The organism is Pseudofrankia saprophytica (genome assembly GCF_000235425.2).
GTDB lineage: Bacteria > Actinomycetota > Actinomycetes > Frankiales > Frankiaceae > Pseudofrankia > Pseudofrankia saprophytica.
Genome location: NZ_KI912266.1, coordinates 6,407,020 through 6,431,543, shown reverse-complemented (window position 1 = coordinate 6,431,543; position 24,524 = coordinate 6,407,020). Strand labels below are relative to the sequence as shown.

General features: G+C 74.5%; 22 protein-coding genes. 8 read left to right on the top strand and 14 right to left on the bottom strand.

Annotated elements, in window-relative coordinates; all coding sequences use genetic code 11:
• Positions 1-16 precede the first annotated feature (16 nt).
• The 7 genes from FRCN3DRAFT_RS0227265 to crtI all read right to left on the bottom strand — a co-directional run bounded on the left by FRCN3DRAFT_RS0227265 (position 17) and on the right by crtI (position 8,796).
• Entirely contained in the window at positions 17-943 is a 927-nt protein-coding gene (locus FRCN3DRAFT_RS0227265) for a peptidylprolyl isomerase (protein ID WP_007519700.1), read from the bottom strand.
• Between the two features lie 319 nt (positions 944-1,262).
• Positions 1,263-2,525: a serine--tRNA ligase gene (serS, locus tag FRCN3DRAFT_RS0227260; protein WP_007519701.1), complete on the bottom strand. Its 1,263-nt coding sequence runs from the start codon at positions 2,523-2,525 to the stop codon at positions 1,263-1,265.
• A gap of 246 nt (positions 2,526-2,771) precedes the next feature.
• Complete coding sequence (locus FRCN3DRAFT_RS0227255; protein ID WP_007519702.1) at positions 2,772-3,707, bottom strand: phytoene/squalene synthase family protein; 936 nt, start codon at positions 3,705-3,707, stop codon at positions 2,772-2,774.
• Positions 3,704-4,663, bottom strand: coding sequence for a VWA domain-containing protein (locus FRCN3DRAFT_RS0227250; protein ID WP_007519703.1), 960 nt, complete (start codon positions 4,661-4,663; stop codon positions 3,704-3,706). The genes FRCN3DRAFT_RS0227255 and FRCN3DRAFT_RS0227250 overlap by 4 nt, the downstream gene beginning before the upstream one ends.
• Complete coding sequence (locus FRCN3DRAFT_RS46555; protein WP_232794166.1) at positions 4,660-6,039, bottom strand: DUF58 domain-containing protein; 1,380 nt, start codon at positions 6,037-6,039, stop codon at positions 4,660-4,662. Before FRCN3DRAFT_RS46555 ends, FRCN3DRAFT_RS0227250 begins: the two co-directional genes overlap by 4 nt.
• Positions 6,036-7,136, bottom strand: a complete 1,101-nt coding sequence (locus FRCN3DRAFT_RS0227240) for an AAA family ATPase (RefSeq protein WP_007519096.1) — start codon at positions 7,134-7,136, stop codon at positions 6,036-6,038. The genes FRCN3DRAFT_RS46555 and FRCN3DRAFT_RS0227240 overlap by 4 nt, the downstream gene beginning before the upstream one ends.
• Positions 7,137-7,209: 73 nt before the next feature.
• Positions 7,210-8,796, bottom strand: a complete 1,587-nt coding sequence (gene crtI, locus FRCN3DRAFT_RS0227235; protein WP_007519094.1) for a phytoene desaturase family protein — start codon at positions 8,794-8,796, stop codon at positions 7,210-7,212.
• A gap of 555 nt (positions 8,797-9,351) precedes the next feature.
• Here crtI and FRCN3DRAFT_RS0227230 point away from each other — a divergent pair.
• The gene (locus FRCN3DRAFT_RS0227230) at positions 9,352-10,053 is read left to right on the top strand and encodes a DUF4097 family beta strand repeat-containing protein (protein ID WP_007519092.1); all 702 of its coding nucleotides are present in this window, start codon (positions 9,352-9,354) and stop codon (positions 10,051-10,053) included.
• Between the two features lie 430 nt (positions 10,054-10,483).
• Entirely contained in the window at positions 10,484-11,386 is a 903-nt protein-coding gene (gene metF / locus FRCN3DRAFT_RS0227225) for a methylenetetrahydrofolate reductase [NAD(P)H] (RefSeq protein ID WP_007519090.1), read from the top strand.
• Positions 11,387-11,498: 112 nt separating this feature from the next.
• Here the strand turns inward: metF and FRCN3DRAFT_RS0227220 are convergent, their stop codons facing one another.
• Positions 11,499-11,747: a hypothetical protein gene (locus tag FRCN3DRAFT_RS0227220; RefSeq protein ID WP_007519088.1), complete on the bottom strand. Its 249-nt coding sequence runs from the start codon at positions 11,745-11,747 to the stop codon at positions 11,499-11,501.
• 26 nt (positions 11,748-11,773) lie between these two features.
• Here FRCN3DRAFT_RS0227220 and FRCN3DRAFT_RS0227215 point away from each other — a divergent pair, with 26 nt between their 5' ends.
• A complete protein-coding gene (locus tag FRCN3DRAFT_RS0227215) occupies positions 11,774-12,457 on the top strand; it encodes a CDP-alcohol phosphatidyltransferase family protein (RefSeq protein ID WP_027140983.1) in 684 nt (227 codons plus the stop codon).
• Between the two features lie 46 nt (positions 12,458-12,503).
• On the opposite strand, the gene FRCN3DRAFT_RS0227210 is transcribed toward FRCN3DRAFT_RS0227215, so the two are convergent.
• Both FRCN3DRAFT_RS0227210 and FRCN3DRAFT_RS46550 read right to left on the bottom strand, forming a co-directional pair.
• On the bottom strand, positions 12,504-12,923 hold the full coding sequence (locus FRCN3DRAFT_RS0227210) for a globin family protein (protein ID WP_007519086.1): 420 nt from the start codon (positions 12,921-12,923) through the stop codon (positions 12,504-12,506).
• A gap of 215 nt (positions 12,924-13,138) precedes the next feature.
• Positions 13,139-14,065, bottom strand: coding sequence for a helix-turn-helix transcriptional regulator (locus FRCN3DRAFT_RS46550; RefSeq protein WP_007519084.1), 927 nt, complete (start codon positions 14,063-14,065; stop codon positions 13,139-13,141).
• A gap of 149 nt (positions 14,066-14,214) precedes the next feature.
• On the opposite strand from FRCN3DRAFT_RS46550, the gene FRCN3DRAFT_RS0227200 reads away from it, so the two are divergent.
• Together FRCN3DRAFT_RS0227200 and FRCN3DRAFT_RS0227195 are read left to right on the top strand one after the other, a co-directional pair.
• Positions 14,215-15,132 carry an NmrA/HSCARG family protein gene (locus tag FRCN3DRAFT_RS0227200; RefSeq protein ID WP_035925261.1) on the top strand — a complete coding sequence of 306 codons (918 nt, stop codon included), beginning with the start codon at positions 14,215-14,217 and terminating at the stop codon, positions 15,130-15,132.
• On the top strand, positions 15,129-15,662 hold the full coding sequence (locus FRCN3DRAFT_RS0227195) for a cupin domain-containing protein (RefSeq protein ID WP_007519080.1): 534 nt from the start codon (positions 15,129-15,131) through the stop codon (positions 15,660-15,662). The genes FRCN3DRAFT_RS0227200 and FRCN3DRAFT_RS0227195 overlap by 4 nt, the downstream gene beginning before the upstream one ends.
• 18 nt (positions 15,663-15,680) lie before the next feature.
• Here the strand turns inward: FRCN3DRAFT_RS0227195 and FRCN3DRAFT_RS0227190 are convergent, their stop codons facing one another.
• The 4 genes from FRCN3DRAFT_RS0227190 to FRCN3DRAFT_RS0227175 form a co-directional block, all read right to left on the bottom strand.
• A complete protein-coding gene (locus FRCN3DRAFT_RS0227190; protein ID WP_027140982.1) occupies positions 15,681-17,216 on the bottom strand; it encodes a phytoene desaturase family protein in 1,536 nt (511 codons plus the stop codon).
• 117 nt (positions 17,217-17,333) lie between these two features.
• Positions 17,334-18,506 (bottom strand): glycosyltransferase family 2 protein, encoded by a 1,173-nt coding sequence (locus tag FRCN3DRAFT_RS0227185; protein WP_007519077.1) that lies wholly within the window; start codon positions 18,504-18,506, stop codon positions 17,334-17,336.
• Positions 18,503-19,399, bottom strand: a complete 897-nt coding sequence (locus FRCN3DRAFT_RS46545; RefSeq protein ID WP_063630177.1) for a carotenoid biosynthesis protein — start codon at positions 19,397-19,399, stop codon at positions 18,503-18,505. Before FRCN3DRAFT_RS46545 ends, FRCN3DRAFT_RS0227185 begins: the two co-directional genes overlap by 4 nt.
• Positions 19,400-19,529: 130 nt before the next feature.
• Positions 19,530-20,153: a GNAT family N-acetyltransferase gene (locus FRCN3DRAFT_RS0227175; RefSeq protein ID WP_007519074.1), complete on the bottom strand. Its 624-nt coding sequence runs from the start codon at positions 20,151-20,153 to the stop codon at positions 19,530-19,532.
• Positions 20,154-20,390: 237 nt separating this feature from the next.
• Between FRCN3DRAFT_RS0227175 and FRCN3DRAFT_RS57490 the strand changes: the two genes are divergently transcribed.
• From FRCN3DRAFT_RS57490 to FRCN3DRAFT_RS46535, 3 genes are all read left to right on the top strand, one after another.
• Entirely contained in the window at positions 20,391-22,211 is a 1,821-nt protein-coding gene (locus FRCN3DRAFT_RS57490) for an MFS transporter (RefSeq protein ID WP_007519072.1), read from the top strand.
• A 726-nt stretch (positions 22,212-22,937) separates the two neighbouring features.
• Positions 22,938-23,384 carry an SAV_6107 family HEPN domain-containing protein gene (locus FRCN3DRAFT_RS0227165; RefSeq protein WP_027140981.1) on the top strand — a complete coding sequence of 149 codons (447 nt, stop codon included), beginning with the start codon at positions 22,938-22,940 and terminating at the stop codon, positions 23,382-23,384.
• Between the two features lie 2 nt (positions 23,385-23,386).
• Complete coding sequence (locus FRCN3DRAFT_RS46535; protein ID WP_007519067.1) at positions 23,387-24,199, top strand: hypothetical protein; 813 nt, start codon at positions 23,387-23,389, stop codon at positions 24,197-24,199.
• The last annotated feature ends 325 nt before the right edge of the window (positions 24,200-24,524 follow it).

Sequence of the window (24,524 nt, the reverse complement as noted above, 5' to 3'; positions counted from 1 at the left end):
CGGGCCCGCCGTCCCGTCAGGACGACGGAGTGGCGGTGGCGGTCGGCGTCGGTGACGTGGCCGGGCTCGTGGTGGGAGCCGGCGACGCGGAACCGGTGGCGGCCGCGGGCTGCTCCTGGTCGATCGTGATCGAGGTGATCTGGGGCTTGGTGACGGGGGCGCCGTCCGAGCCGCCCTCGTCGACGCCCGGGCTGGTGATCTTGTCGAGGATGTCCAGGCCCTGGGTGATCTGGCCGAAGACGGTGTAGCCGCCGGCGAGGGCCTTGGCGCCCTCCTCGCTCGGGTTGGCGTAGTTGATGAAGAACTGGCTGCCGTTGGTGTCGGCGCCGGCGTTCGCCATGGCGAGCACGCCGCGGTTGTAGTTGACGCCCGCGGTGTTCTCGTTCTTGTAGGTGAACCCGGGGCTGCCCGAGCCGGTGCCGGTCGGGTCGCCGCACTGCAGCACGTAGATGCCGGCCTCGGGCCCGAAGGTCTCCCGGTGACACGGGGTGTCGTCGAAGTACTTCTGCTGCACCAGCGCGTACAGCGCGTGCACCGTGCACGGGGCCTTGGCCGGGTCGAGAGTCGCGACCATCGTGCCGAGGTTCGTGTTGATGGTCATCGTCGCCGGTTTGGTGCTCACGGCCGGCGCCGCGGCGGGCATCGAGACCTCCTTCGCCGGTGCCTGGCCGGAGGTGTCCTTGGTGTAGACACAGTCGCCGACCTTGGTGGTGGCGCCGGCCGCGCTCGCGCTCGGGGTCGGGCTCGCGGTGGGGCTGCCGTCGCCACCGGTGGTGGCCAGCACGACGGCCGTGATCGTGCCACCGAGCACGACCACGAGCGCGGCCGCGACGATGGTGATGACCCGCTGCCGTCGGCGACGGGCGGCGTGCCGCCGCTCCGCCGCCCGCTGCGCTCTGGCCATCTCCAGCTCGCGCCGTCGCCGTGTCTTCGAGTTGCTCACCGACCGGGCCTCCCTGCCCTACACACGCCTGCCGCTGCTGTCCGCGTCCCTGAGTGACCATGGCCGCCGGGCACGCGAAAGAAGATCATTTCCGCATGCCCTTCGGCCCGCCCGGCTCGCCGACCCGCCCAAGCCTGTTGAATCCGGCTAAGCATTGCCTTGGGGTCGCCTTAGCGAAACCTTGGAGGCACGGACCGCCCGACGGTACCCGTCGGCGAAGTTACCGGATCCGTGGCATCGTTCCGATCATTGAGCGATGGCGCTTCGCCGGGAATCCCGGCGGGGCAGGAGAGCCTCACGCCGGGAGCCCGGGTCGGCCTCACAGGGTGTCGCGGCCGCCCAGGTAGGGGCGGAGCACCTCGGGTACCCGCAGGGCGCCGTCGGCCGTCTGGAAGTTCTCCAGCACGGCGGCCAGCAGCCGGGGGGTGGCGACAGCGGTGTTGTTCAGGGTGTACGCGAAGTGGATCTCGCCATCCGTGGTCCGGTAGCGCACGTTCGCTCGCCGCGCCTGCCAGTCCTTCAGCGACGAGCAGCTGTGCGTCTCCCGGAACATCCCGAGCGACGGGAACCAGGTGTTGATGTCGTTCATCCGATACTTGCCGACGCCCATGTCGCCGGTGGCGCACTCGACGACCTCGTAGGCCAGTCCCAGGGCTTGCAGGATCGACTCGGCGGTGCCGAGCAGCTCCGCGTGCCAGCGGTCCGACTCGTCCTGGTCGTTGGCGCAGATGACGAACTGCTCGACCTTCTCGAACTGGTGGACGCGCAGCAGCCCGCGCACGTCCCGGCTCGCGCTGCCGATCTCCCGGCGGAAGCACGGCGAGATGCCCGCGTACCGGATCGGCAGCCGCGCGGCGTCGAGGATCTCGCCGGCATGCAGGCCGACCAGCGATACCTCGGCGGTACCGGCGAGGAAGGCGTCGTCGGCCGGGATCTCGTAGATCTCGGCGCGGCCCTTCGGCAGCATGCCGGTGCCGACCAGTGGGGCCTCCTTGACCAGCGAGGGCACCGACATCAACCGGAAGCCTTGGCCGTGCAGCAGGTCGAGGGCGTACGAGTGCAGCGCCCGCTCCAACAGCACCGCGTCGCCACACAGCACGTAGGCGCGCTCACCGGCGACCCGTCGCGCCCGAGCGAACTCGGCCCAGCCGCGCTTCTCCGCGAGGTCGACGTGGTCGAGCGGAGCGAAGTCGAACTCGGGCCGGGTGCCCCAGGTGCGCACGACCGTGTTCGCGGACTCGTCCGGGCCGACCGGTGCGCCCTCCCACGGGATGGTCGGCGTCGCCAGCATCAGCTCGTTCAGCCGGGCGCCGGTCGCGGACAGCTGCTCGCGCAGCTCGGTCAGCTTCCTGTCGAAGTCGGCCTGCTCGGCCCGCAGCTCGGCCTTGCGGGCCGCGTCGGCCTTGGCGAACTCCTTGGACCGGGACTTGCGGCTGGCCTGCGCCGTGTCGACCTCGAACTGCAGCTTGCGGTTGTCCTGGTCGAGCTGGAGCAGCTCGTCCACGTCGAGGTCGATTCCCTTGACGGCCACCGCCTGCTTCACGGCGTCGGGGTTCTCCCGGATGAAGCGCTTGTCGAGCATGAAGTCCCGTCGTTCCCGATGAAAGGTTCCGACCGCCTTTCGCCCGGCGCATGCTCGGCTGCGGGCAGGCTGGCCGTCCGACCTGGTACGTGAGGTCGATTCATGGTCACGCTATCAGCCGGGTCTCGCGTGTCTCGCCCGTCGAGGCCCATGGCGCGCGACAGACGATCGACAGACGATACAGCCGACCCCGGCGGCAGAGTCGACGCCTGTGCGTCATCGTCGGGATCGTTCCGGTGAGGGGCTCTAGCGCTGCCGTGGCACGAGGCGGCGAGCGCGGCTGCGCACCAGCACGCCGCCGGCGACGGCGAGCCGGCGCGGCGTGCCGACCGCGACCCGGCGGGACAGCACCTGGTAGTCCGCCTTCTCGATCTCGTCGAGGATGCCGCCGTAGAGGCGGGCCGCCGTCCACATGCAGTCCCGCGAGGTCGGGTGCAACAGCCGAATACCTGGAGTGGCGGCGCGCAGCAGCTCGCGCGCCCGGCCGATCTCGTGGCGCAGCAGCCGGCGCACGGCGCCGTCAACGACGCCGGTCGCGAGCTTCTCCCGGGTGACGCCGAACAGCTCCATCGACTCGCGCGGCAGGTAGACCCGGCCGCGGCGCAGGTCCTCGCCGACGTCGCGCAGAAAGTTGATCAGCTGGAAGGCGGTGCCGAGGTCGCCGGCGTACGGGGCGGCGGCGGGGGAGGAGGGCCCCAGGACGGGCAGCATCTGCAGGCCGATGACGGTGCCCGAGCCGTAGACATAGGTCATCAGGTCGTCGAACGTGTCGTAGCCGGTGACGGTGAGATCCATCGCCATCGACGTGAGGAACGACTCGAAGTAGCCGACGGGCAGGTCCCAGCGGCGGATCGTGTGGATGACGGCCGGCAGCACCGAGTCGTCGGTGGCGTCAGCGCCGCGGTGCAGCGTGTCGACGAGGCGGCCGCCCCAGTCGGCGAGCCACGCGGCCCGGTCGGCGGCGGGCAGCTGGGAGTCCAGGCTGTCGACGATGTCGTCGGCATACCGGGCGAAACCGTAGAGGGCGTGCACGTACGGCCGTTTCCAGGCCGGGAGCATGAGGGTGGCCAGATAGTAGGTGCGGCCGTGTTCGGCGTTGAGCCGGCGGGCGGCGGCATAGGAGCGACGCAGTACCGGCTCCGCTGCGATCGCGGCCAGCTCGGCTTCCTGGGTAACGGTCACGGGAGCCGGCGGCCGAAGGCGAGGCCCAGGGCGCCGGCGGCCAGGCCGAGCGCGAGGCTGGCGCCGACGAAGGCCGGGGTGATCTCGCGGAACTCCTTGCGGTAGCCGATCGAGCTGCCCAGGCCCTTGTACACAGAGGTGAGCTCGTCGCCCGAGGTGGCCCGGTGGTGCGAGCCGCCGGTCTGCTCGGCGATCTGGCGCAGTGCCGGCTCGTTCACCGGTACCGGGATCAGCTGCCCGCCGACGTCGAGCGTGCCGCCGGCGGTGCCGTAGGCGATCGTGTCGACGGGGACGTGCGCGTCCTTGGCGGCCTGGCCGGCCTGGGTGTTGGGCCGGCCCCGGGTCGTCTCGCCGTCGGAGAGCAGCACGATCGCCGCCGGCGGCGGGGACTGGCTGGCCTCCGTCAGCCGTTCGCCCGCGCTGCTGATCGCCTGTAGCGAGGCGTAGATACCCTCGCCGATCGCGGTCGCCGGGCCGAGCTGCAGGCCGTTGATCGCCGTGCGGATCGCCTCGCGGTCGGTGGTCGGCGGCACCAGCACCGCCGCGCTGCCGGAGAAGGACACCAGCCCCAGGTTGATCCGCGGCGGCAGCTGGTCGACGAACGCCTGGGCGCCCTGCTTGGCCGCGGCCAGGCGGTTCGGGGTGATGTCGGTGGCCGCCATCGAGTTCGACACGTCGATCGCGAGCATGATCGTGGCCCGCTCCCGGGGCACCCGCTGTGCCTTGGCCGGGCGGGCGAGCGCGAAGACCATCCCGGTGAGCGCGAGCAGCATCAGCGCGGCCGGGACGTGCCGGCGCCACCACTGCGGCCGCATCGGCAGCACCGAGGCGAGCGTGGAGGCGGACGCGAGCCGGGCCGCGTAGCCGCGGCGGCGGACCGAGGCGACGATGTGCCAGGCGAGCAGCGCCGCGACGGCGAACAGCAGCCACAGCCAGTGGGCGGACAGGAAGCTCATGTCGTCGTGCCGCCTGTTCGGATCGGGCGGACCGTGGCCGCGGGGCGGTGCTGGCGGGCCGTCTCCCTGGCGGCGCGTGCCCTGGCGGCGCCCCCACCCCGGGCGCCGCTGGCACCCCCGGCGCCGCGCAGCGCGGCCTGCCCGCGCCGGCTCGCCGCCGCGTACCGGGCGATCTCGATCAGCCAGTCCTTGTCGGTGCGCAGCCGCAGGTGCGCCGCGCCGGCGCCGCGCAGCGCCGCGGCCACCTCGGCGCGGTGGCTGGCCGCGGCCGCCTCGTAGCGCTCGCGGAAGCGGCGGGAGTGGGTGGGCAGGTCGAACAGCTCGCCCGTCTCCGGGTCGACGACCGCGAGCGGCCCGACGTTCGGCAGCGACAGCTCCAGCGGGTCGACCACCTCGACGGCGAGCACGTCGTGCCGGCCGCCGAGCGCCCGCAGCGGGCGCGCCCAGGCGAGGTCGACGGACAGGAAGTCGGAGATCACGACGACCAGGCCGCGCCGGCGCACGGGCCGGCGCAGCGCCTCGATCGCCGCCGCGAGGTCGGTGCCCGGCCGGGGGCTCCCTGGCGCCTTGGGACGGTGCGTCGGGGGCGGCTGCTGGTGGGTGGGAGCCGGCGGCTGGCCGGTGCCGCGGGCCGTCCGGGTGGCGCCAGGGGCGCGGCGCCCGAACATGCCCGGTCGCGGCGCCTCGGCGGAGGCGGCGGGCTCGAGGGACAGCAGTGTGCGCAGCAGCGCGCGCAGGCCGGCGCGGCCGGGCCTCGCCGGGATCAGCCGGGTGCCGGTGTCGGTGAGCGCGATCGCCCCCATCCGGTTGCCGGTCCGCGCGGTCAGGAAGCCGACGGCGGCGGTGGCGGCGATGGCGAGCTCGCGCTTCTCGCAGCGGGCGCTGCCGAAGTTCTGGCTCGCGGTCAGGTCGACCAGTGCCCAGGTCTCCAGTTCGCGGTCGGCGATCAGGTCGTGCACGTGCGGGACCGTCGTGCGGGCGGTGACCGCCCAGTCCATCCTGCGGACGTCGTCGCCGAACTGGTACTCGCGGCTCTCGGCCTTCTCGCTGCCCTGGCCGGGAAGGATGCCGAGGTAGTCGCCGAGCAGCAGCCCGTCGAGCCGGCGCAGCACGGTCAGCTCCAGGTGGCGCAGCGTCCGCTCGACCACGGGGTCGGTGGCCCGCGCGTGCGCCCGGCCGGCCGCGTCACCCGTGCCGGCGGTGCCCCCGGTCCCGGCCGGCGCGAGACCGGTCGTCCCGGCCACCAGGTCCGGGTCCGGGGAGGGCCCGGCCCACGGCCGACCGACGCCGGGCACGGGGGGAGGGCCGCCCCCTTGGGCGGACATCACCGCGCCACGGGGAGTCAGCCAGCCCGGGCGGCGCCGGGGATCGGTCATGCCGGCCGGTCCTCGTCCTGGTACTCGGGAAAGCCGTTGCTGACGTTCGGGGACCAGCGACCGGCGCCGACCGGGACGCGCCCACCCGGCTGCTGGCGGGGGGCGACCTGCGGGGCAGGCACGCCGGCGACGATGCGGGCGGCGATCTCGTCGGAGCTCAGGCCGTCGGCCAGCGCGTCGTAGGAGAGCACGAGCCGGTGCGGCATGACGTCGAGCGTGACCGCGCGGACGTCGTCCGGCACGGCGTAGTCCCGCCCGCGCAGCAGCGCGAGCGCCCGCGCCGCGGCGATCAGGCCGAGCGAGGCGCGTGGCGACGCGCCGTAGGTGAGCAGGCCGGCGAGGTCGGGCAGGCCGTAGGTTTCCGGGGTGCGGCTCGCCAGCACGAGACGGACGGCGTAGTCCATGATCGCGTGGTGGACGAAGACGTCGTCGGCTCGCTCCTGCAGGCGCACCAGCGTCTTCGGGTCGAGCACCCGGTCCGCTCTCGGCGGGCGCACCCCCATCCGCCGGACGATCTCAAGCTCCTCGCCCGGCGTGGGGTACGGGACGTTGACCTTCATCAGGAACCGGTCGCGCTGCGCCTCGGGCAGCGGGTAGACACCCTCGGACTCGATCGGGTTCTGGGTGGCCAGCACCAGGAACGGGACCGGCAGCCGATGGGTGACGCCGCCGAGCGAGACCTGCTTCTCCGACATGACCTCCAGCAGCGCCGACTGCACCTTCGCCGGCGCCCGGTTGATCTCGTCGGCCAGGACGAAGTTCGCGAAGATCGGCCCGAGCTCGATGTCGAACGTCTCCCGGCTGGCCCGGTAGACCCGGGTTCCGACGATGTCGGACGGGACCAGGTCGTTGGTGAACTGGATGCGCACGAAGCTGCCGCCCACGACGTCGGCCAGCGTCTGCACGGCCAGCGTCTTCGCCACGCCGGGCACGCCCTCGAGCAGGCAGTGCCCGCGCGCCAGCAGCGCGACCAGCATCCGTTCGACCATATGGTCCTGGCCGACGATGACCTTCTTCACCTCGAACAGCGCACGTTCCAGCAGTGCCGCATCGCTGGTCGTGTCCGGTGCGGCCAGCGTCTCCGCCCGTTCCTCCATGGGTCCCATTCTCCCAGCCGGGCCGGGAAACCGGCGGGGAAAGCCGAGGTCCAGCCACGCTCGTCCTGTTTGTTTACGGATTCTTAAGGCGGTTACGGTTTCTTAAGGCGGTTAGGGACATGGGCGTACCGGCCGGGAGTAGCCGGGCGTGGCGGCTCGCGATGATGCGTTCCGCCGCCAGTCGACCGGAGATCAGCACCATCGGCACGCCGACGCCCGGGCGGGTGCCACTGCCGGTGAACACGACGTTCTCCAGGCCGGGAACCAGGTTTCCGGGCCGGAACGGGCCGGTCTGACGGAAGGTGTGCGCCGCCGCGAAGGGCGCGCCAGCGGTCAGCCCGCGCGCCTGCCAGTCCGCCGGTGTGGTGATCGACTCCACTGCCACCGAAGCGCCAAAACCCGGGTATCCCCGGCTCTCCAGGGCCGCGACGACCTCCTCGCGGTAGCGCGGACCGATCACCGACCAGTCCAGCCCCGCCCCGGCCACCGTGTTCGGCGTCGGGAACAGCACGTGGAACGCGTGCCCGCCCGCCGGCGCGAGCCCAGGCTGCGTCACCGACGGGACGCTGACCAGGAACGACGGGTCGGTCATCAGCTCGCCCCGCCCGATGATCTCGGCGAACGTCCGCCGCCAGGCGTGGCCGAAGTGGATCGTGTGTTGGGCGGCGGCCTCCGGGCGGCCGGCGTCCGGATGGGCGGTGGCGCCCGCGCCCGCGAGCAGCAGGAAACACGAGGGCGAGTAGCGCAGCCGGGCCAGCCGCGCCGGGGTCAGGGCCGGCGGCAGCAGCTCCCGGTAGGCGGTCGGCAGGTCGGGGTTGAGCACCACCACGTCGGCGGCGATCCGCTCACCGTCGGCGGTGCGCACCGCCACCGCCCGCCCGCCCCGGACCTCCACCCCGGTGACAGCGGTGCTGTAACGCAGCGTCACGCCGTGCTTGGCGGCCGCCGCCGCCATCGCCGCCGGCACCGCGTGCATGCCGCCCTCGGCGTGGAACACGCCCGCCACCGAGTCCATGTAGGAGATCACCGCGTAGACCCCGAGCGCCTGGCTGGGCGCCAGGCCGGCGTACATCGCCTGGAACGAGAACAGCCGGCGGGTCCGCGGGTCGTGCAGGTGGGCGCCGACCAGCCGGTCGAGCCGGCGGAAGGCCCCGAGCGCGGCCAGGCGCGCGAGCGACGGGCGCAGCAGCGCCAGCGGCGAGTCGAGCTGGGCGTCGATGAAGTCGCGCATCTCGGCCCGGTAGATCGCGCTGACCAGCTCCACGAATCGCCGATAGCCGGCGGCCTCCGCCGGGCCGCACAGCGCCTCGATGCCGGCGGCCGTCGCCTCCGGGTCGGCCCGCAGGTCGAGCGTCGACCCGTCGGCGAAGCGCGCCCGGTACATCGGGTCGAGGGGGCGCAGCGTCAGCCAGTCGGCGAGGTCCTCGCCGACGGCGGCGAACGCGTCGGCGATCAGGTCCGGCATCGTCAGCACCGTCGGGCCGGTGTCGAACTGGTAGCCGCCGGCGCGCCATACCCCGGCCCGCCCGCCGGGAACGTCGGCACGCTCCAGCACGGTCACCCGCCGGCCGGCTCCGGCCAGCCGCAGCGCGGCGGACAGTCCGCCCAGGCCCGCGCCGACCACCACCACATGGTCCGTCGGCCCGATCACCGTCCGCACGCCGCCACCTTTGTTTCATGGTTCGCTCCGTGCGGGCGGCGCGCTCCGGCCCCGTGCTCGCTTCGCTCCCACGGGACCTCCGCGCGCCGTCCTCCTCCGCTCACGTGCGCTACGGCGACCTCCGCTGCGGCCCAACCCCTTCGCTTCGCTCGGGGCCGGGCCTCCGCGGAGGCGCGCCTCCGCGCCAGCACGGTCACCAACCGCTGAACGTCACCGACCCACGACGACCGGGTCCGGAACCATCCCTGCGGGGCAGGTCGCTTCGCGCGGGGCCGGGCCTCCGCGGAGGCGCGCCTGCGCGCCGCACGGTCACCTTGCGCTGGAACGTCACCAACCCGGAAGCACAGGGCTGGTAGAGAGCTTGCACGACCTGCGGAATCGGCTTCGCCGATTCCGCAGGGACCCCGTCGCTCGTGGCTGGGGCGCTGCACAGGTGTGCCTTCGCTCCCAGCTCGGTTGCTTGCCGCTGTAACGTCACCAAGCCGAGGTCGTCGTGCCTCCATGCGTCCGTCCTGTCCGTGCACATGCCCGTTGATACCTGTGTGGAGCATTCCCGTGTCCGGTCCCGTCGGCAACGCGCTCGTGGTGGTGCTCGCGGCCGTGTTCCTCGCGCTCGCGGTCGGCGGGCTGCGGCTGTTGCGCCGCCCGCCGGTGTCCGCCGTGCGCACGGTCGAGGGGGTACGCGCCGTCGAGGTTCGACTCATGGCCGGCCGAGTCGAGATCGGCGAGGACGACCGGGCCGACGCGCGGGTCGACCTGACGGTACGTCGCCGGGTGGGCCAGGCCCTTCCCCGGCTCACGGTGGCCGACGGGACGCTGCGCCTGGACGGCGAGACGAGCGAGGCGCGGCTGCGGCTGCGGCTGCCGCGCGCGACGCCGGCGCGCGTCGAGCTGCGCGCCGGCGAGATCAGCATGTGGGGCTCGGCGGGGGACCTTGCGCTGGTGACCGAGACGGCGACGATCGCCGCGCGCGAGCTGTCCGGGACGGAGGTCACCGCGCGCGCCGCGGCCGGGGACATCAGCCTGCACTTCACCGGCCAGCCGAGGCGGCTCGCGGTCACCGGCGGGTCCGGGACGATCACCATCGTGCTGCCGGACGGCCGCTATGCCGTCGAGGTGGAGTCCGCGGACCCTGCGAGCCCGGCGCGCGTCGACGTCGACACCGACCCGGACGCGCCAAGCGCCATCCTGGTGCGCAGCCACGGCGGCCCAGTCCGCGTCGGCACCCCCGCCGCCGGCGGCACCCGCCCGATCTGAGTTGCAGGATGTGGCCCCGGCACCGGCCTGACCTGGTCTCTTGAACGGTCAAGTGAGAGGTGACCGTGCGGCGCGGAGGCGCGCCTGCGCGGAGGCCCGGCCCACGAGTGAAGCGACGTGGGTTGGGCCGCAGCGGAGGTCGCCGCAGCGCACGTGAGCGGAGGAGGCGGACCTCCCAGATCGACTTCGTCGGATCCGGCAGGAACCCCGCGGCGCGGAGGTCCCGTGGGAGCGAAGCGAGTACGGGGCCGGAGTGCCGTGCCCGCACGGAGCGAACCAGCAACACAGCTTTGGGGCGGTTCTGGGAGTGGGCTGTATCCCGGCTACGCTCCTTGGTATGACAGCGGTGGGGAGCGCTCCAGTGACCTTGCCTCCGAGGACACCGGCTCCTGGGACGACACAGACTCCTGAGACGGAGCGGCCCAGGACGGTGCGGGACTTCCTCGCCGCCGGTGAGATCTCGTACTCGTTCGAGTTCTTCCCGCCCAAGACACCGGATGGCGAGCGCGCGCTGTGGCGGGCGCTGCGCGAGATCGAGGCGCTGCACCCCTCGTTCGTCTCCGTGACCTACGGCGCCGGCGGGTCCACCCGCGACGGCACGATCCGGGTCACCGAGCAGATCGCCACCGACACGACGCTGACGCCCATCGGCCACCTGACCGCGGTGAACCACTCCGTCGCCGAGCTGCGCCAGGTGATCGGCAACTACGCCGGCGCCGGGGTGTGCAACGTGATGGCGCTGCGCGGCGACCCGCCGGGCAACCCGCAGGGGGACTGGGTCGCCCACCCCGAAGGGCTGCGCTACTCGAGCGAGCTGGTCGAGCTGGTGAAGTCGCTCGGCGACTTCTGCGTCGGCGTCGCTGCCTTCCCGGACAAGCATCCCCGCTCGCCAGACCCGGACAGCGACGCGGACTTCCTGGTCGGCAAGTTCAGGGCCGGCGCCGACTACGCGATCACCCAGTTCTTCTTCAGCGCCGACAACTACTTCCGGCTCGTCGAACGGGTCCGCGCGCGCGGCTGCGATGCGCCGATCATCCCGGGCATCATGCCGGTGACCAACGTCGCGCAGATCGAGCGGATGGCGCAGCTGTCCGGCGCCGAGCTCCCCGCCGACCTCGTCGGGCGGCTGCACGCCGTGGCCGACGACCCGGCGGCGGTGCGGGCGATCGGCATCGAGGTGGCCGTCGACCTGTCCGAGCGGCTGCTCGCGGGCGGCGCACCCGGCCTGCACTTCATCACCCTGAACCGGTCCAGCGCGACCCGCGAGGTCTGCCAGGTCGTCCGCGCCCACCACGGCCGCTCTGGCGCCGACCACTCCGGCGGCGTCAGCTAGAACGCAGAACGGGCGGAGCAGCGCGCCGCGGCGCGCTGCTCCGCCCTGCTCGTTCTGGTGCCGAACGCCTCGCGCACGGCCTAATCCTGTAAGCCGGGTGTCGTGGCCTGATTCAGTCCTGCTCCTCGTAGGCGTCGAAGACGCACAGCAGATACTCGTCGCGCAGGGGCTGCTCGCGGACGAGGGCGAACCCCGCCTCGTTCGCGGCGTCCACGACGGCCATCACCAGGCTCAGGTCGAGCGTGCCGAAGACGGGCGTGATCTTGACCGCGAGCATCACCTGGTCGCGGCTCGTGTTGAAGAACTCGGCCGGGTCAAGGTCGTCGAGGCTCTCGACGACGCCCGAAATCTGCTCGCTCACGCGGGGCACTCTACGGGGAGGCGACGATAGGCCGCGTGCGTACCCCCGTGCCTGGACGGATCGACTACTTCGCCGCATGGGCTGTGACGCACGGTGGCTACGACCCGGCGACGGGTAACGCGCTCGTCCGCGGCTGGCTGACCGTGACCTATCTGTTGGCCCGGCCGCTGGCCGCCGCCAGGACCCCACCGGCCGCCGTCACGGCCGCCGCGGCGGCCATGCCGGCCCTCGCCCTGCCCGCCGCGGTGGCCGGTGGCCGGTGGCCGCTGCTGGCGGCGCTCGTCGTGGCCGTGAGCGGCCTGCTGGACAACCTCGACGGCGCGGTGGCCATCCTGCGTGACCGGGTGAGCGCCACCGGGTTCGTGCTGGACTCGGTGGCCGACCGGGTCGCCGACGTGCTCTACCTGGTAGCGCTGTGGCTCCTGGGCGCGCCTGGCTGGCTCGCCGTCGCCGCCGGCGCGGCCATGGGGCTGTTGGAGTACACCCGGGCCCGCGCCGGCAACGCCGGCTTCGGCGAGATAGGCGTCGTCACCGTGGGGGAGCGGCCCACCCGTGTGATCATCACGGCCGTGGGGCTACTCGCCGCCGGCGTCCTGCCGTCGCTGCGCGGCCCGGCGTCCGTCGCCGCGGCCACTGCCGCCCTGGCCGTCGCCGTCATCGGCCTCGGCCAGCTCACCGCCGTCCTCAACCGTGTCCTGCGCGGCCGCTAAGGACCTCTTCTCCTTCTCCGGCTTCTCGTTCTCCGGCCGGCCCTCGCTACGCGGCCGCCGCCTCGTGGGCCGCGCTCTTCATCGTGTCGGCGAGCAGCGTGTAGGCGCTCGTCCAGGCGTCCCGCACGGGCGGGGTGAAGGCGTCCCCGAGACCCTCGGCGAGGGTGGCCAGCAGCGCGGCGGCGACCGTGTCGTAGTGCGCGTCGCTGACGCCGTAGCCGGCGTGCCGCACGCCGAGCGACCGCACCGCCGGCACGATCGAGTCGAGCCGGGACAGGCCGTTAACGGCCACGGCCAGCATGTTCATGAGCTTGCCGCGCTGCTCGGCCAGGTCGGCCGGGAACATCGCGCGCAGGGCGGGGTCGAGCTCGAACAGCCGGGTGTAGAACAGCGCGGCGACCGCGTCGGACGCCGGCGCGACGGCGCCGAACGTCTCCTGGACCAGCCGGATCTCCTCAGGGCTCATGATCTCCTGCTCTGGGGTGGGCGTTCGTCGGGCCACGCGCCGTCGCGTGGCCCCTGCCGACGCCCAGTGCACTGCGACTCGGTTACGGCACGCACCGTTACGGGTCTCGGGCCCGTGAAAGTCCTCTCACGGTGGGCCACCCGCCGATGTGAGACCGGCGGGCGTTCGGCACTGGCAGCTGACCATACGGCGCCCACGCGGTCGCCCAGAGATCGTTATGCCGACATGTCAGAGGCTGGTCCGTCGCCGTCGCCGTCGCCGTCGGACCGCCGGGCGGCCGGTGGCGCGAGAACGGCCTGGGCGCGGCGGGTGTCCTCGGCGCCGGCCGGGACCTGCAGGACCAGGAGCAGGTCCGGATGCTCGACCGGCCGCAGCTGGAACAGGTCAAGGGTGATCCGCCCAGCCATCGGGTGGTCGATCACGATGGCCGCCGGTCTGAAGTCGCGCACGGGGTAGCTCGCCCACCACTGCCGGAACTCGGGGCTGGCGTCGGTGAGCGCCGAGACCAGCTCGGCGAAGCGCGGATCGTCGGGCTGGCGGCCGGCGGCGGCGCGGAACTGGCCGAGCACCGCGCGCGCGGCCGGCTCCCAGCCCGCCATTCGCCGCCGGTTCTCGGGATCGGTGAACATCATCCACAGCAGGTTGCGCCGCGGCGGTGGCATCGAGCCCGGGTCATGCCGCAGCCGGACGTAGGCGTCGTTCCACGCGATGAAGTCGTAGTGCCGGTCATAGAGGGAAGCGGCGTTCGGGGCGGCCGCGTCGACGAGGCGCCGCAGCCGGGGTGTCGCCGTCTCGGCGGGGGTCGGCACGGGTGGCATCGGCAGGTCGGCCAGCGCCCGCAGGTGGCGATGCTGGTCGGGATCCAGCCGCAGCGCGCGGCCGAGCGCGTCGACGATCTGGGCCGACGCCGGGATCGGCCGGCCCTGTTCCAGCCAGGTGTACCAGGTGAGGGACATGCCTGCCAGCTCGGCGACCTCCTCGCGGCGCAGGCCGGGGGTGCGGCGCCGGCCGTGGCCGGACGTCAGGCCGACATCGGCCGGACGCAGCCGCGCGCGCTGGCTGCGCAGGAACACGGCGAGCTCGGCACGTCGGGCCGCCGCCGGTGACTGCCCCTGATCGGCTGATGGCCCGTCGGTCGTCATCTATGACCACCCGTAGATGTCTGGCCCCTTTGCCACTCTGCTCCGAGCCGGCTGTGCCGACGTCCTCGCCGCCTGATGCCATTTTGTCGCCATTGCCTGGTGGCAATCGCACCAGGCTGAGAACAGCCCAGAGACCTACCGTTCCGCACATGACGGATGGATCCCCACCAATTCTGGTGATCGGCGCGACAGGCCAGCAAGGCGGCGCCGTGGCGCGCGCCCTGCTGGAGCGAGGCCGGACCGTGCACGCCCTGGTCCGCGACCCGGACCGGCCGGCGGCGCGCGAGCTGCGGGACGCCGGCGCGGTGCTGGTCACCGGCGACCTCGACGACCGCGCGTCGCTGCGCGCGGCGATGACCGACACGCCGTCGGTCTTCCTCGCGCTGACCATGATGACCGGCCCCCGGGTGACCGACGCGGGCGTGGCGGCCGAACAGCGGCGTGGCCAGGCGGTCTGCGAGGTGGCCGCCGAGGTCGGCGTCCAGCACCTCGTCTACAGCTCGATCGCGGGAGCGGACCCGGACGCTGTCGACCCCACCGGTGTTCCCCACGTCGACAGCAAGAGCCGGATCGAGGCCCACCTCGCGCGGCTCGGCCTCGCGACGACGATCCTGCGGCCGGTGTTCTTCATGGAGAACTTCGCCTCGTTCACCCGGCCGCAGGCGCGCGACGGCGCGCTCACCGTCAGCCTGGCGGTCCGACCGACCACCCGGCTGTCCACGATCTCCATCAGGGACATCGGCGCGCTGGGGGCGATGGCTCTCGACGAGCCGGAGCGGTTCGCCGCCGGCCCGACGGTCATCGGCGGCGACATCCTGACCGGGCTGGAGATCGCCGAGCGGTTCGCCGCCGCGTCCCGCCAGCCTGTGCTCTTCCGGCAGACCCCGCTGGCCGACGTGCGCGCGTTCGACGAGAACGTCGCCGCGATGTTCGCGTGGCTCGACGCCGGTGCCAGCCAGCGGCCGGACCTGGGCGCCCTGCGCGCGCTGCACCCCGGCCTGCTGACGCTGGCCGGCTGGCTCGACGCCACCGGCTGGGAACCACGCGATGGAGGTCTGGCGGCATGACCGATGGGCTTGTCCTGCCGCCAGGCGCGGGCCGGCGCCTCCAGTCGGCGGGGATGACGTTGAAGATCGGCGCCGAGGTCTCGGCGCGCTGGTCGGTGTTCGAGGCCGACGTGCCGCCGGGCTTCGACGTCGGAGCGCACCGGCACGGCGCCGCCGAGGAGATCTTCTACATCCTCGACGGCGAGCTCGACCTGCTCGCGTTCGAGCCGCTCGTCCGGACCTCCGGGGACTGGCAGCGTTGGGAGGGCACCGACGGTCGGAAGATCGCCCGTGGCGGGCCCGGCAGCCTGATGCACGTCCCGCCGGGCTGCCCGCACGCCTTCGCGAACCCCGGCTCGGTGCCGGCCCGGATGCTGTTCGTGGTCGCCCCGTCCGGGCACGAGCACTACATGCGCGAGCTGGGCGAGCTGCTGACAGCCGGCGGGCCGCCCAACCCGGCGGAGATCGTCGCCCTCCGGGCTCGCCACGACATCGAGCAGCTCACGCCCCTCGTCCCCGGCCTTCCCGTCCAGCCCGTCCCAGGCGGCTGACCAGGCCGGGCGGGAGGCTCAGGCGGGGCCGACCAGGTCGGCGACGATGCGGGCGGACATGGTGACCAGCGGCAGGCCGCCGCCGGGATGGGTGGAACCGCCGACGAGGAACAGCCCGGGCACCGAGGTCCGGTTCGACGGGCGTAGGAAGGCCGCCCTGGCGCCGTTGGACGAGGTGCCGTAGATCGAGCCACCGGGCGCGCCGGTGCGCCGCTCCAGGTCGGCGGGCGTGATCGTCTCGTACCAGCGCAGCCGGTGGCGGACGTCGAGGCCGCGGGCCGCCATCAGGTCCAGGACGCGCTCGGCGTAGGAGGCGGCGAGCCCCGGCCGGTCCCAGTCGACACCGGCGCGCGCCGGGCCGGGCCGGGCCGCGTGCGGCGGGGCGTTGACCAGCACGAACCAGGCCTCGCAGCCGGGCGGGGCGAGTGTCGGGTCGGGCGGCGCGCTGACGTACACGGTCGGGTCGGTCGGCAGCCGGCCACGGAAGACGGCGTCGAACTCGGCGTCGTAGTCGGCGGGGAACAGCACCGTGTGGTGGCCCGGGTGGCCCGGCCTCGACGGACCCCTGGGCCGGGTGTCCGGGCCGAGGGCGAGCAGCAGGACGAAGCCGGACAGCGACGGCGTCGGCCTGGGCGCGAGCCAGCGGCCCACCCCACTGCCCCCAGCCCCACTGCCCCCAGCCCCGGCGAGCAGCCCGCCGAACACCGTCGCCGCGTCCGCGTTCGCGACCACGACATCCGCGGGCAGCCGGCCGCCGTCCGCGAGCATCACCCCGTCGACCCGGCCGCCCGGCTCCCTGGTGATCGTGACGACCGGGGCGTCGACCCGGATCCTGGCCCGGCGCTCAGCGGCCCGCTCGGCGATCGCCTCGCCAAGCCGGAAGAGCCCGCCGGGGAGGTACCAGCCGCCGTAGCGGCGCTCGACGTGCGCGATCACGGCGAGCGCGGCGGGGGCGCGGCGCGGGTCGGAGCCGGTGTAGGTCGCGTAGCGCTCGGCGAACATCCGCAGCCGCTCGTCGGTGAGGTGGCGGGCGGCCAGGCCCCGCAGGGTCCATCCGGCGGCCACCGCGGTGATGCCGGCGGGGTGGCGGCCGGCGAGGCGGGCCAGCCGGCCGGCGGACATCGGCTGGCCGAGGAACGTGTCCCGAGTGATCTCCCAGACCCTGGCCGCGTGCGCGTCGAAACGGGCCCACTGCTCGCCCGCGCCGGGGAGCAGGGCATCGTCGAGCTCGGCGCGGAACTCGTCGTCGCCGGCGCGGGCGGCGAAACCGGAGCCGTCGGCGAACCGGTAGGCGGCGATCGGGTCGAGCCTGCGGAACTCCAGCCCGGCCGGCGGCGGCCCGCCGGTCGCGGTGAACAGCTCCTCGAAGACCTCGGGCATGGTCAGCAGCGACGGGCCGGTGTCGAAGGAGAAGCCGTCCCTGCTGTACCAGCCGAGCTTGCCGCCGATCTGGGACGACTGCTCGCACACCGTGACGACGTGCCCGGCGGCGGCCAGCCGGGCCGCCGCCGCGAGCCCGCCGACCCCGGCGCCCACCACCACGATCCTGGCCATCCGCCGACTCTACTGACCTCGATCATGGCGATCGCCGGTTTCGGCGACCGCCGCCGCCCGCCGCTCGCCGTGCCTCGCTCACCTCGCGCGTGGGCGGCGCCGCTCCCGGCCGTGGGGTCAGGGGCCGTCGGGTCCGGGGAGGAAGCGGCCCTTCCAGCTGAGGGTGCCGCGGCGGTGACGCCACCAGGACAGCGCGGTCAACCAGCCGAGGGCGCAGATCGACAACGGGTGCGCGGCGGCGTCCGGCCAGGCGCGCCCGCCGGTGGCGCGGGCGGTGACCGCCCGGCCGGCGACCCCGGCGAGGTAGCCGGCGAGGCCGGCACGCGACCCGCGCAACGCCGCGACGGCCGGCAGCACGAACAGCCAGCCGAGCAGCCCGACCTGGCCAGCGCTGGCGATCACCCGCCCGCCACCGGCCGCCCACAGCGACTTGGCGTAGCCGTCGCGCAGCTCGGCGGCGCTGGTGTACATCCGGGTGGCGGCCAGCCGCGTCCCGTCGGCGACGACGCCGCGCCCGCCGGCCCGCTTGACCGCCCGCAGCAACGCGATGTCCTCCAGCACCTCGGCGCGCACCGCCGCGTGCCCGCCGGCGCGCCGGTAGGCGGCCGCGTCGACGCAGAGCAGCTGCCCGCCCGCGGCCGACAGCGACGGGCGGGGCGAGCGCTCGGCCGCTCGCAGCGGTAGCAACGCCAGGAACGACCACTGCAGCAGCGGCTGCACCAGTCGCTCCGCCACGCCGACCGCCTCCTGCCGTGGGTACGGGCTGACGAGGTCCAGCCCGGCGTCGCGCAACAGTGCGACCGCCCGGGCGAGGCCGTCCGGGGCGAGCGTGACGTCAGCGTCGACGAACACCAGCACGCTCCCGGTCGCCGCCTCGGCCGCCCGGGCGCAGGCGTGCGTCTTGCCCAGCCAGCCGGCCGGCGGGCCCTGGCCGCGCTGGAGCACCACCCGCGGGTCGACGGCCGCGACGGCGGCGACGAGATCCGCGGTGGCGTCCGTGGAGGCGTCGTCGTGGACGATCACCTCGAGGTCGTCGACGCCGGTGGCGGCTAGCACGGCGGCCAGGCACGGCCCGATCGCGACCGCCTCGTCGCGGGCGGGCAGCAGCACGGAGACCCGTTCGGCGGCGGCCCGCGCCGGCGGAGGCCGTCGCCACAGCCGCGTGTTGACGACGGTGTGCGCCGTGACCAGTACCGCCCCCGCGGCCCCGGCGCGCACGGCGTCGCGGGTCGCGGCGCGTGCGGCGGCCCGGACGGTCGTCCACCTGGCGGCCGTCCACCTGGCTGTCATCCGCGCTTCCTGGGCGGCGCCGGCGGTCCTGCTGGCCCGGCGCCGGTGGAGGTGTCGGTCAGATCGCGCCGCGGGGCACGCGGTTCGTCCGGCCTGGGGGGAACAGGCTGATGTGCCAGGCGGCGGACGGCTCGCGCGGCGGCGAGGAACGCGACGGGCAACAGCGGCAGGGCCATGCCGACGCCGCCGGCGAGCGCGACCGTGAGCTGGCCGAAGAAGACCAGGCAGGCGAACACCCAGGATCCGTAGGTCCAGCAGAGCAGCAGCAGCGGGACGCCGTCGCCCGCCAGCCGGTGGCCGTCCTCCGGCGCCCGTCGACGGGTCGGGTCAGGGAGCCGGTCGACGAGCGCCACCAGGACCGTGCCGACGCACAGCCACCCGACGGCGTTGGTCAGCGGAATCCCGTTGAGGGCCGGCCCGCCGCCGGGCGCCCATCCCCAGAAGCCCTCGGCGACCATCCGAGGGTCGAGAAAGAGGTCCCATCCGGCAAGCAGCACCCCACCGGCGATCGCGGTCAACGCATCGTGGCCGCGCGTTCCCGGTGTGTCCCCCTGGCGATGTGTCAGCCAACGGGCGAACAGCAGGGCCGGGTAGGTCATCATGGCCCAGCCGAGGAGGATGAGTAGCGGGACGCCGACGATCTCGGGGCCTAGTCCGCCGGTGTAGGAGTAGCGGCCGAACGGCCAGCCGGTGCGCACGCCGACCACCTCGGCGGCGAAACCGAGGCCAATCGTGAGAACCAGGTATCCGGCGGTGAAGACCCAGCCGCGACGCAGGGCCGCGTGACTCGCCGAGGCGACGAAGAACGCCACGATCTGGGCGGCCGTCAGCCAGAGCCGCCCGCGCCCGCCCGCCGGCAGCAGCGGGTAGGGGATCTGGGCTGCGACCACCATCCCGGCCGCGAGCCAAGGCACCCAGGCCCGCGACGGCGGAACCCGTACCCCCCGAGATGGCGGGGGCCCCGGTGGTGACAGGGGCGACCCGCCCGCGGCACCGAAGCCGTGGGCCACGCGGGCGGCCCGCCTACAGTGCGCGGGCGGGACGGCCGAAGCGGGCCGTCACAGCGCCGCGCCGGCGCCGGGAGGCCGGCGGCGGCAGCTCCTTGCCGAGTACCGCGTAGGGGGTGTAACTGCCAGGGAAGCGGAAGTTCGACAGCAGCGGGGCGAATCCCTCGCTGGTGTAGAGCCGGCGGGCGCGGCTGTCCGGGAGCTCCAGCGCCGAGAGTGCCGCGGTGCGGTACGGCACGTCGCGCAGCAGCTCGCGCAGCAGCTCGCGGCCGATGCCCTGGCCCTGGTAGTCCGGCAGGACGTGGAGCTCGACGATCTCCAGGCAGTCCTCCAGCCAGTACGCCGCGGCGGCCGGCGACAGCGCCGAGGCCACCACGTCGTGCCACCACTGCCCGACCTGGCCCGGCATCGCGTAGGTGATGCCGACCAGGACGTCGTCGGAGGTCAGCGCGGCCACGGCGCGCAGGTCGCGCCGCTCGGTGTGCCGGCGGGCATGGGTCATGCGGTCGCGTGCGGCGCGCACGGGATCGGCCTCGTGGACGTCCAGGAAGGCGGCCTTGTAGACGGCGATCACTTCGTCGAGGCGGGCCCGCATGCGGGCGGGCGTCCAGCGCACCAGCCTGATGTCGGCACTCGCCAAGGCTCGCCTCGCAGGGGTTGGGCGCCTGGCCGAAGGAAGCGCGACAAGCTCGTCCTTCGCGCCTCCGTGAGCCAGGGTTCGGCGTGGAGTCGGGAGGTCGACGATAACCCGCCGGTGCCGTCGCGCGCCCGGCGACGGGGGGAGCGGACCACGAAGAGGACAGAGAGACATTAATCGATTACTCAGTCGCAGTTGATTTCGGCTGGTGTGCGACATTGCGCGTGGAACGATTCCGCCATGGCCGCGACCGAAATGCCCGGACTGCCCCCCGGCTATCGGGCGCTGCTGAGTTCCCCGGGGCTGCGGGCTGTGTTCGGGGCGCACGCGGTGTCCATGGTCGGCACGGTCGCCGCCGAGGTCGCGCTGAGCATCCTGGTGTTCCAGCGCACCGGCTCGGCGTTCCTGTCGTCGCTGGTCCTGACCTTCTCGTTCCTGCCGTATGCCGTCGGCGGGACCGCGCTCTCCGCCGTGGCGGACCGTTTCCCGGCCCGGCGGGTGCTGGTGGCCTGCGACCTGATCAGCGCGGCCTGCGTCGGCGCGATGCTCGTCCCGGGGCTGCCGATCGCAGGGCTGTTCGCCCTGCTGCTGGTGATCGGGACCGTCGCGCCGGTCTTCCAGGGCGCCCGGGCGGCGAGCCTCGCCATCTTCCTCGGCCCGGACGCCTTCCCGACGGGCAGGTCGTTGCTGCGCACCATCAGCCAGTCCGCGCTGCTCGCCGGCATGGCGGCGGGAAGCATCGCGCTACGGGTCCTGGGGCCGACCTGGCTGCTGGCGGCGGACACGGCCAGCTTCCTCACGTCCGCGGCCCTGCTGAGACTCCGGTCGCCGGCCACCCCCGCGCCGGCCGGCGAGAGGGGCGGCCGGCGCCGGGGAGACGCCGGCCCGGTCGTCGAGGGAGCCGAAGGGGCCGAGAAGGCCGAGGGCGCCGCGAGGGCTGAGGGAGCCGAGGGCGGTGAGAGGGCTGAGCCTGCCCGGTCGATGCTCGGCGACTCCCTGGCCGCCCTGCGCTACCTGGCCGGGACCTCGCCCCTGCGCTGGCTGGTCCTGCTGGGCTGGACGGCGGCCGCGTTCGGCATCGTCGCCGAGGCGCTGATCGTCGCCTACACCGTGCGCACCGGCGCGTCCGCGTCGAGCGCGGGCGTCCTGTTCGTCAGCAACGCGGCGGGGGCCGTGCTGGGTGAGGTCGTCGTCTCGCGGTTTCCTCCGCGTGCGCGGCGCGTTCTCCTCCTGCCGCTCGCCCTGCTGATGCAGCTTCCCCTGATCGCGTTCGCCGCGACGCCGACCATCCCCGTCGCCGCCGTCCTGCTGGCGGTGGCGGGAACCGGCATCGCGTTCGGCCAGGGGCTCGACGCGCTGGTCGTCGCCGCCACCAGCCCGGCGGCGCGCGGACGCGTCTTCACCCTGCAGGCCAGCGGGCTGATGGCGGCGCAGGGCGCGGGCGCCGCGCTCGGCGGCCTGGCGGGCACCTTCATCGCCCCGGGCCTCGTCATCGCGGCCGCGGGCGCACTGGGCGGGGTCTGCGTTCTGGCTCTGGCCCGGGTGGCGCTGCGCCGGCCAGTCGCCACCACCACCGCCCGGAACGGGCGTCCGCGTGACCGGCGGGGGTCATCGACCACCGCCGGGACGCAGGGGGTCGCGCCCGTCGAGGGTGCCATGGGCGTCGAGGACCGCGAAGCGGGCGAACAGCTCCTCGGCGTACCAGCCGACCTCGGGGGTGCGGCGGACGGCGGCGGCGTGCGCGGGGCGCCCATAGGCGAACGCGCGGACGGCGGTGAGGTCCGGCCAGACACTGAACGTCCCCTGCAGGCCGATCGGGGCCTCTCCGATGCCGATCGCGAGCCACGGTCCGGCGGTGGGGTCGGCGGCCAGGGCGGCGAGGTCCGCGGCGACCGGGGGAGCGGCCCGCCAGAAGGTGACCGCGTGCCTGGGCGCGAGCCGGGCGCGGGTGAGGACCGCCACCGGGCCGCCAGGCGCCTCCTCGGTGGCTCGGCGTCCCGGGGCGAGGCGGCCGAAGGGCTCACGGCCCGACCAGCGACCCCTGGTGGCGACGGGCCGTAGCCGCAGGTGGAGATGCTCCTCGGCGGCGTGGGCCCAGGAGCGCGCGACGGCGCAGGTCGTGAACGCCTCGGCCGCTCGCTCGCTGTCCCAGACGGCCACCAGGCCCCAGCGGCGCGGCTCGGCGTCCAGCGGGCCAAAGGCGCCGGGGGCGCCGGTGCCGACCAGCTTGGCGAAGGTGAGCCCGGGGACCCGGCGTAGCCGTGCCCCGCCCAGCGCCATCCGGACCAGCGCCGCGCCGACCCGCCGGGTCGGTACCCGCCACAGGTCGACGGTGACCAGCGGCGGCGGGGGGCCGGTCGCACCGGCGGGAAGGCCTTTCTCGCAAGGGAAACTCGCCGGCGGAACCGGGTGCGGACCGGCTGCCGCGACGGCTCGACACGGCATGACCGGTGACATTGACGCCTCCTCTCGGCCGGGCTACCTTCAGTTGTGTTCGAACTTGTGTTCGAACACGGGTGGGGCGCCGGCCAGTCAGCCCGCAGTCAGCACTGACGACGCCAGCAAGGACGCCGCCAGACCGGAGGGTGGGACATGAACAGCCAGCCGACTCCGTACCAGCCAGCTCAGCCAGCGCCGCGCCCAGCCATGCGTCAGCAGCCCGTGTGCCAGCAGCCCACCCTTCACCCGGTCCGCCATCGGCCCCCGCAGCCGCCGCGGCCTCCACAGCCTCCGTTGTCCTCGCAGTCTGCCTCGGGGGTGGGACAGGTTTCCTCCGATGATCGCCGCGTGGCGGTCCCGGCGGCCGGGATGCCGCGCCGTTCCCGGGACGACCTGCTGGCCGCGGCCCGGCACGGGCTGGCCGAGGCGGCGTTCGCCCGGCCGGCGGGTGAGCGGTATGCCCTCGCTCACCTCGCCGCGCTCCGGGTGGCCGCGGCCGTGCTGGCGGCCCGGGCGAAGCCGCGGCCGGGCCGGCGCGGCCGGCCGGTGAGCGCCTGGCGGCTGCTGGCCCAGGTCGCCCCGGAGCTGGGCGAGTGGGCGGACTTCTTCGCCGCGGGCGCGCCGCGGCGGGCGGCGGCGGAGGCCGGGCTGTCGGTCGTGAACGCCCGCGAGGCCGACGACCTCGTCCGGCAGGTGGAGATCTTCCTCGGCGTGGTGGAGGAGGTCCTCGGCCTGCCATCCCAGCCTGCGCTCACCGGGACGGTGCCGGGGACGGCCCGTTCCGGGACGGAATAGCCGTGGCGCCCGCCAGGGCGGCCGATCCCGCCCACGGGTTCGCCGAGCCGGTGGTGGCCGCGCTGCGGGACCTGCGGGAGCTGCGGGACCTGCGGGAGATCGCCAGCGGCCCGGAGGGCCGGGCCGACCCGCCAGACCTCACCGACCCGGACCGGATGCTGCCGGTGCCGGCGGCGCTGGCCGCGCTGCTGCCCCGGCGCGCGCTGCCGCGCGGGGCGACGGTGGCCGTCGAGGGATCGGCGGCGCTGCTGCTCACCGTGCTCGCCGAGCCGTCCAGGGCCGGGGCCTGGTGCGCGGTGGTCGGCTGCCCCACGCTCGGTCTGCTCGCGGCGGCCGAGGCGGGGATCGCGCTGGAGCGGCTGGTGCTGGTCCCCGAACCGGGGCCGCGCTGGCCGGTGGTCGTCGCCGCGCTGATCGACGCCCTGGACGTGGTCGCGGTCCGCCCGCCGGCGCGGGGCGCGGCGGCCGGGACGGCCAGCGCGGCCCGGCGGCTCACGGCCCGTGCCCGGGAGCGGGGCTGTGTGCTGGTCCCGGTCGGGGAGGGATGGGACGGCGCGGACCTGCGCCTGGCCGCCGGGGAGCGTTCCTTCCACGGCGTCGGCCAGGGGCACGGCCACCTCCGCGGCGCCCGGCTGCTGGTCCGGGTATCCGGCCGCGGCGCCGCGGCCCGCCCGCGCGATGGCTGGCTCACCGTCGCCGGCGCGGATCCCGTCACCAGCCTGGCTGCCGCCGCCCGAGACCCCGGCGTCGGGTCGCGAGCCGGCGGAGAGACGCGGGTCGCGCCAGGGCCGTCCTCTGCCGAGAGGGCGGCCTAGATGCCTGTGCGGATGCTTGCCCTGCACTGCCCGGACTGGCCGACGACGGCCGCGGGAGCCGGTCCCGAGGAGCCCGCCGCCGTCATCGAGGCGAACCAGGTCGTGGCGGTGACCGCGGCCGCCCGCGCCGCCGGCGTGCTGCCCGGGCTGCGCCGTCGAGACGCCCAGGGGCGCTGCCCCCGAGCTGCGGCTGCTGGCCGCCGACCCGGAGCGGGACGCCCGGCTGTTCGAGCCGGTGGTTGCCGCGGTCGCCGAGGTGACCCAGCCCGGCGACTGCCTCGTGCCCGTCCGCGGCGCCGCCCGCTACTTCGGCGCCGAGGCCGTG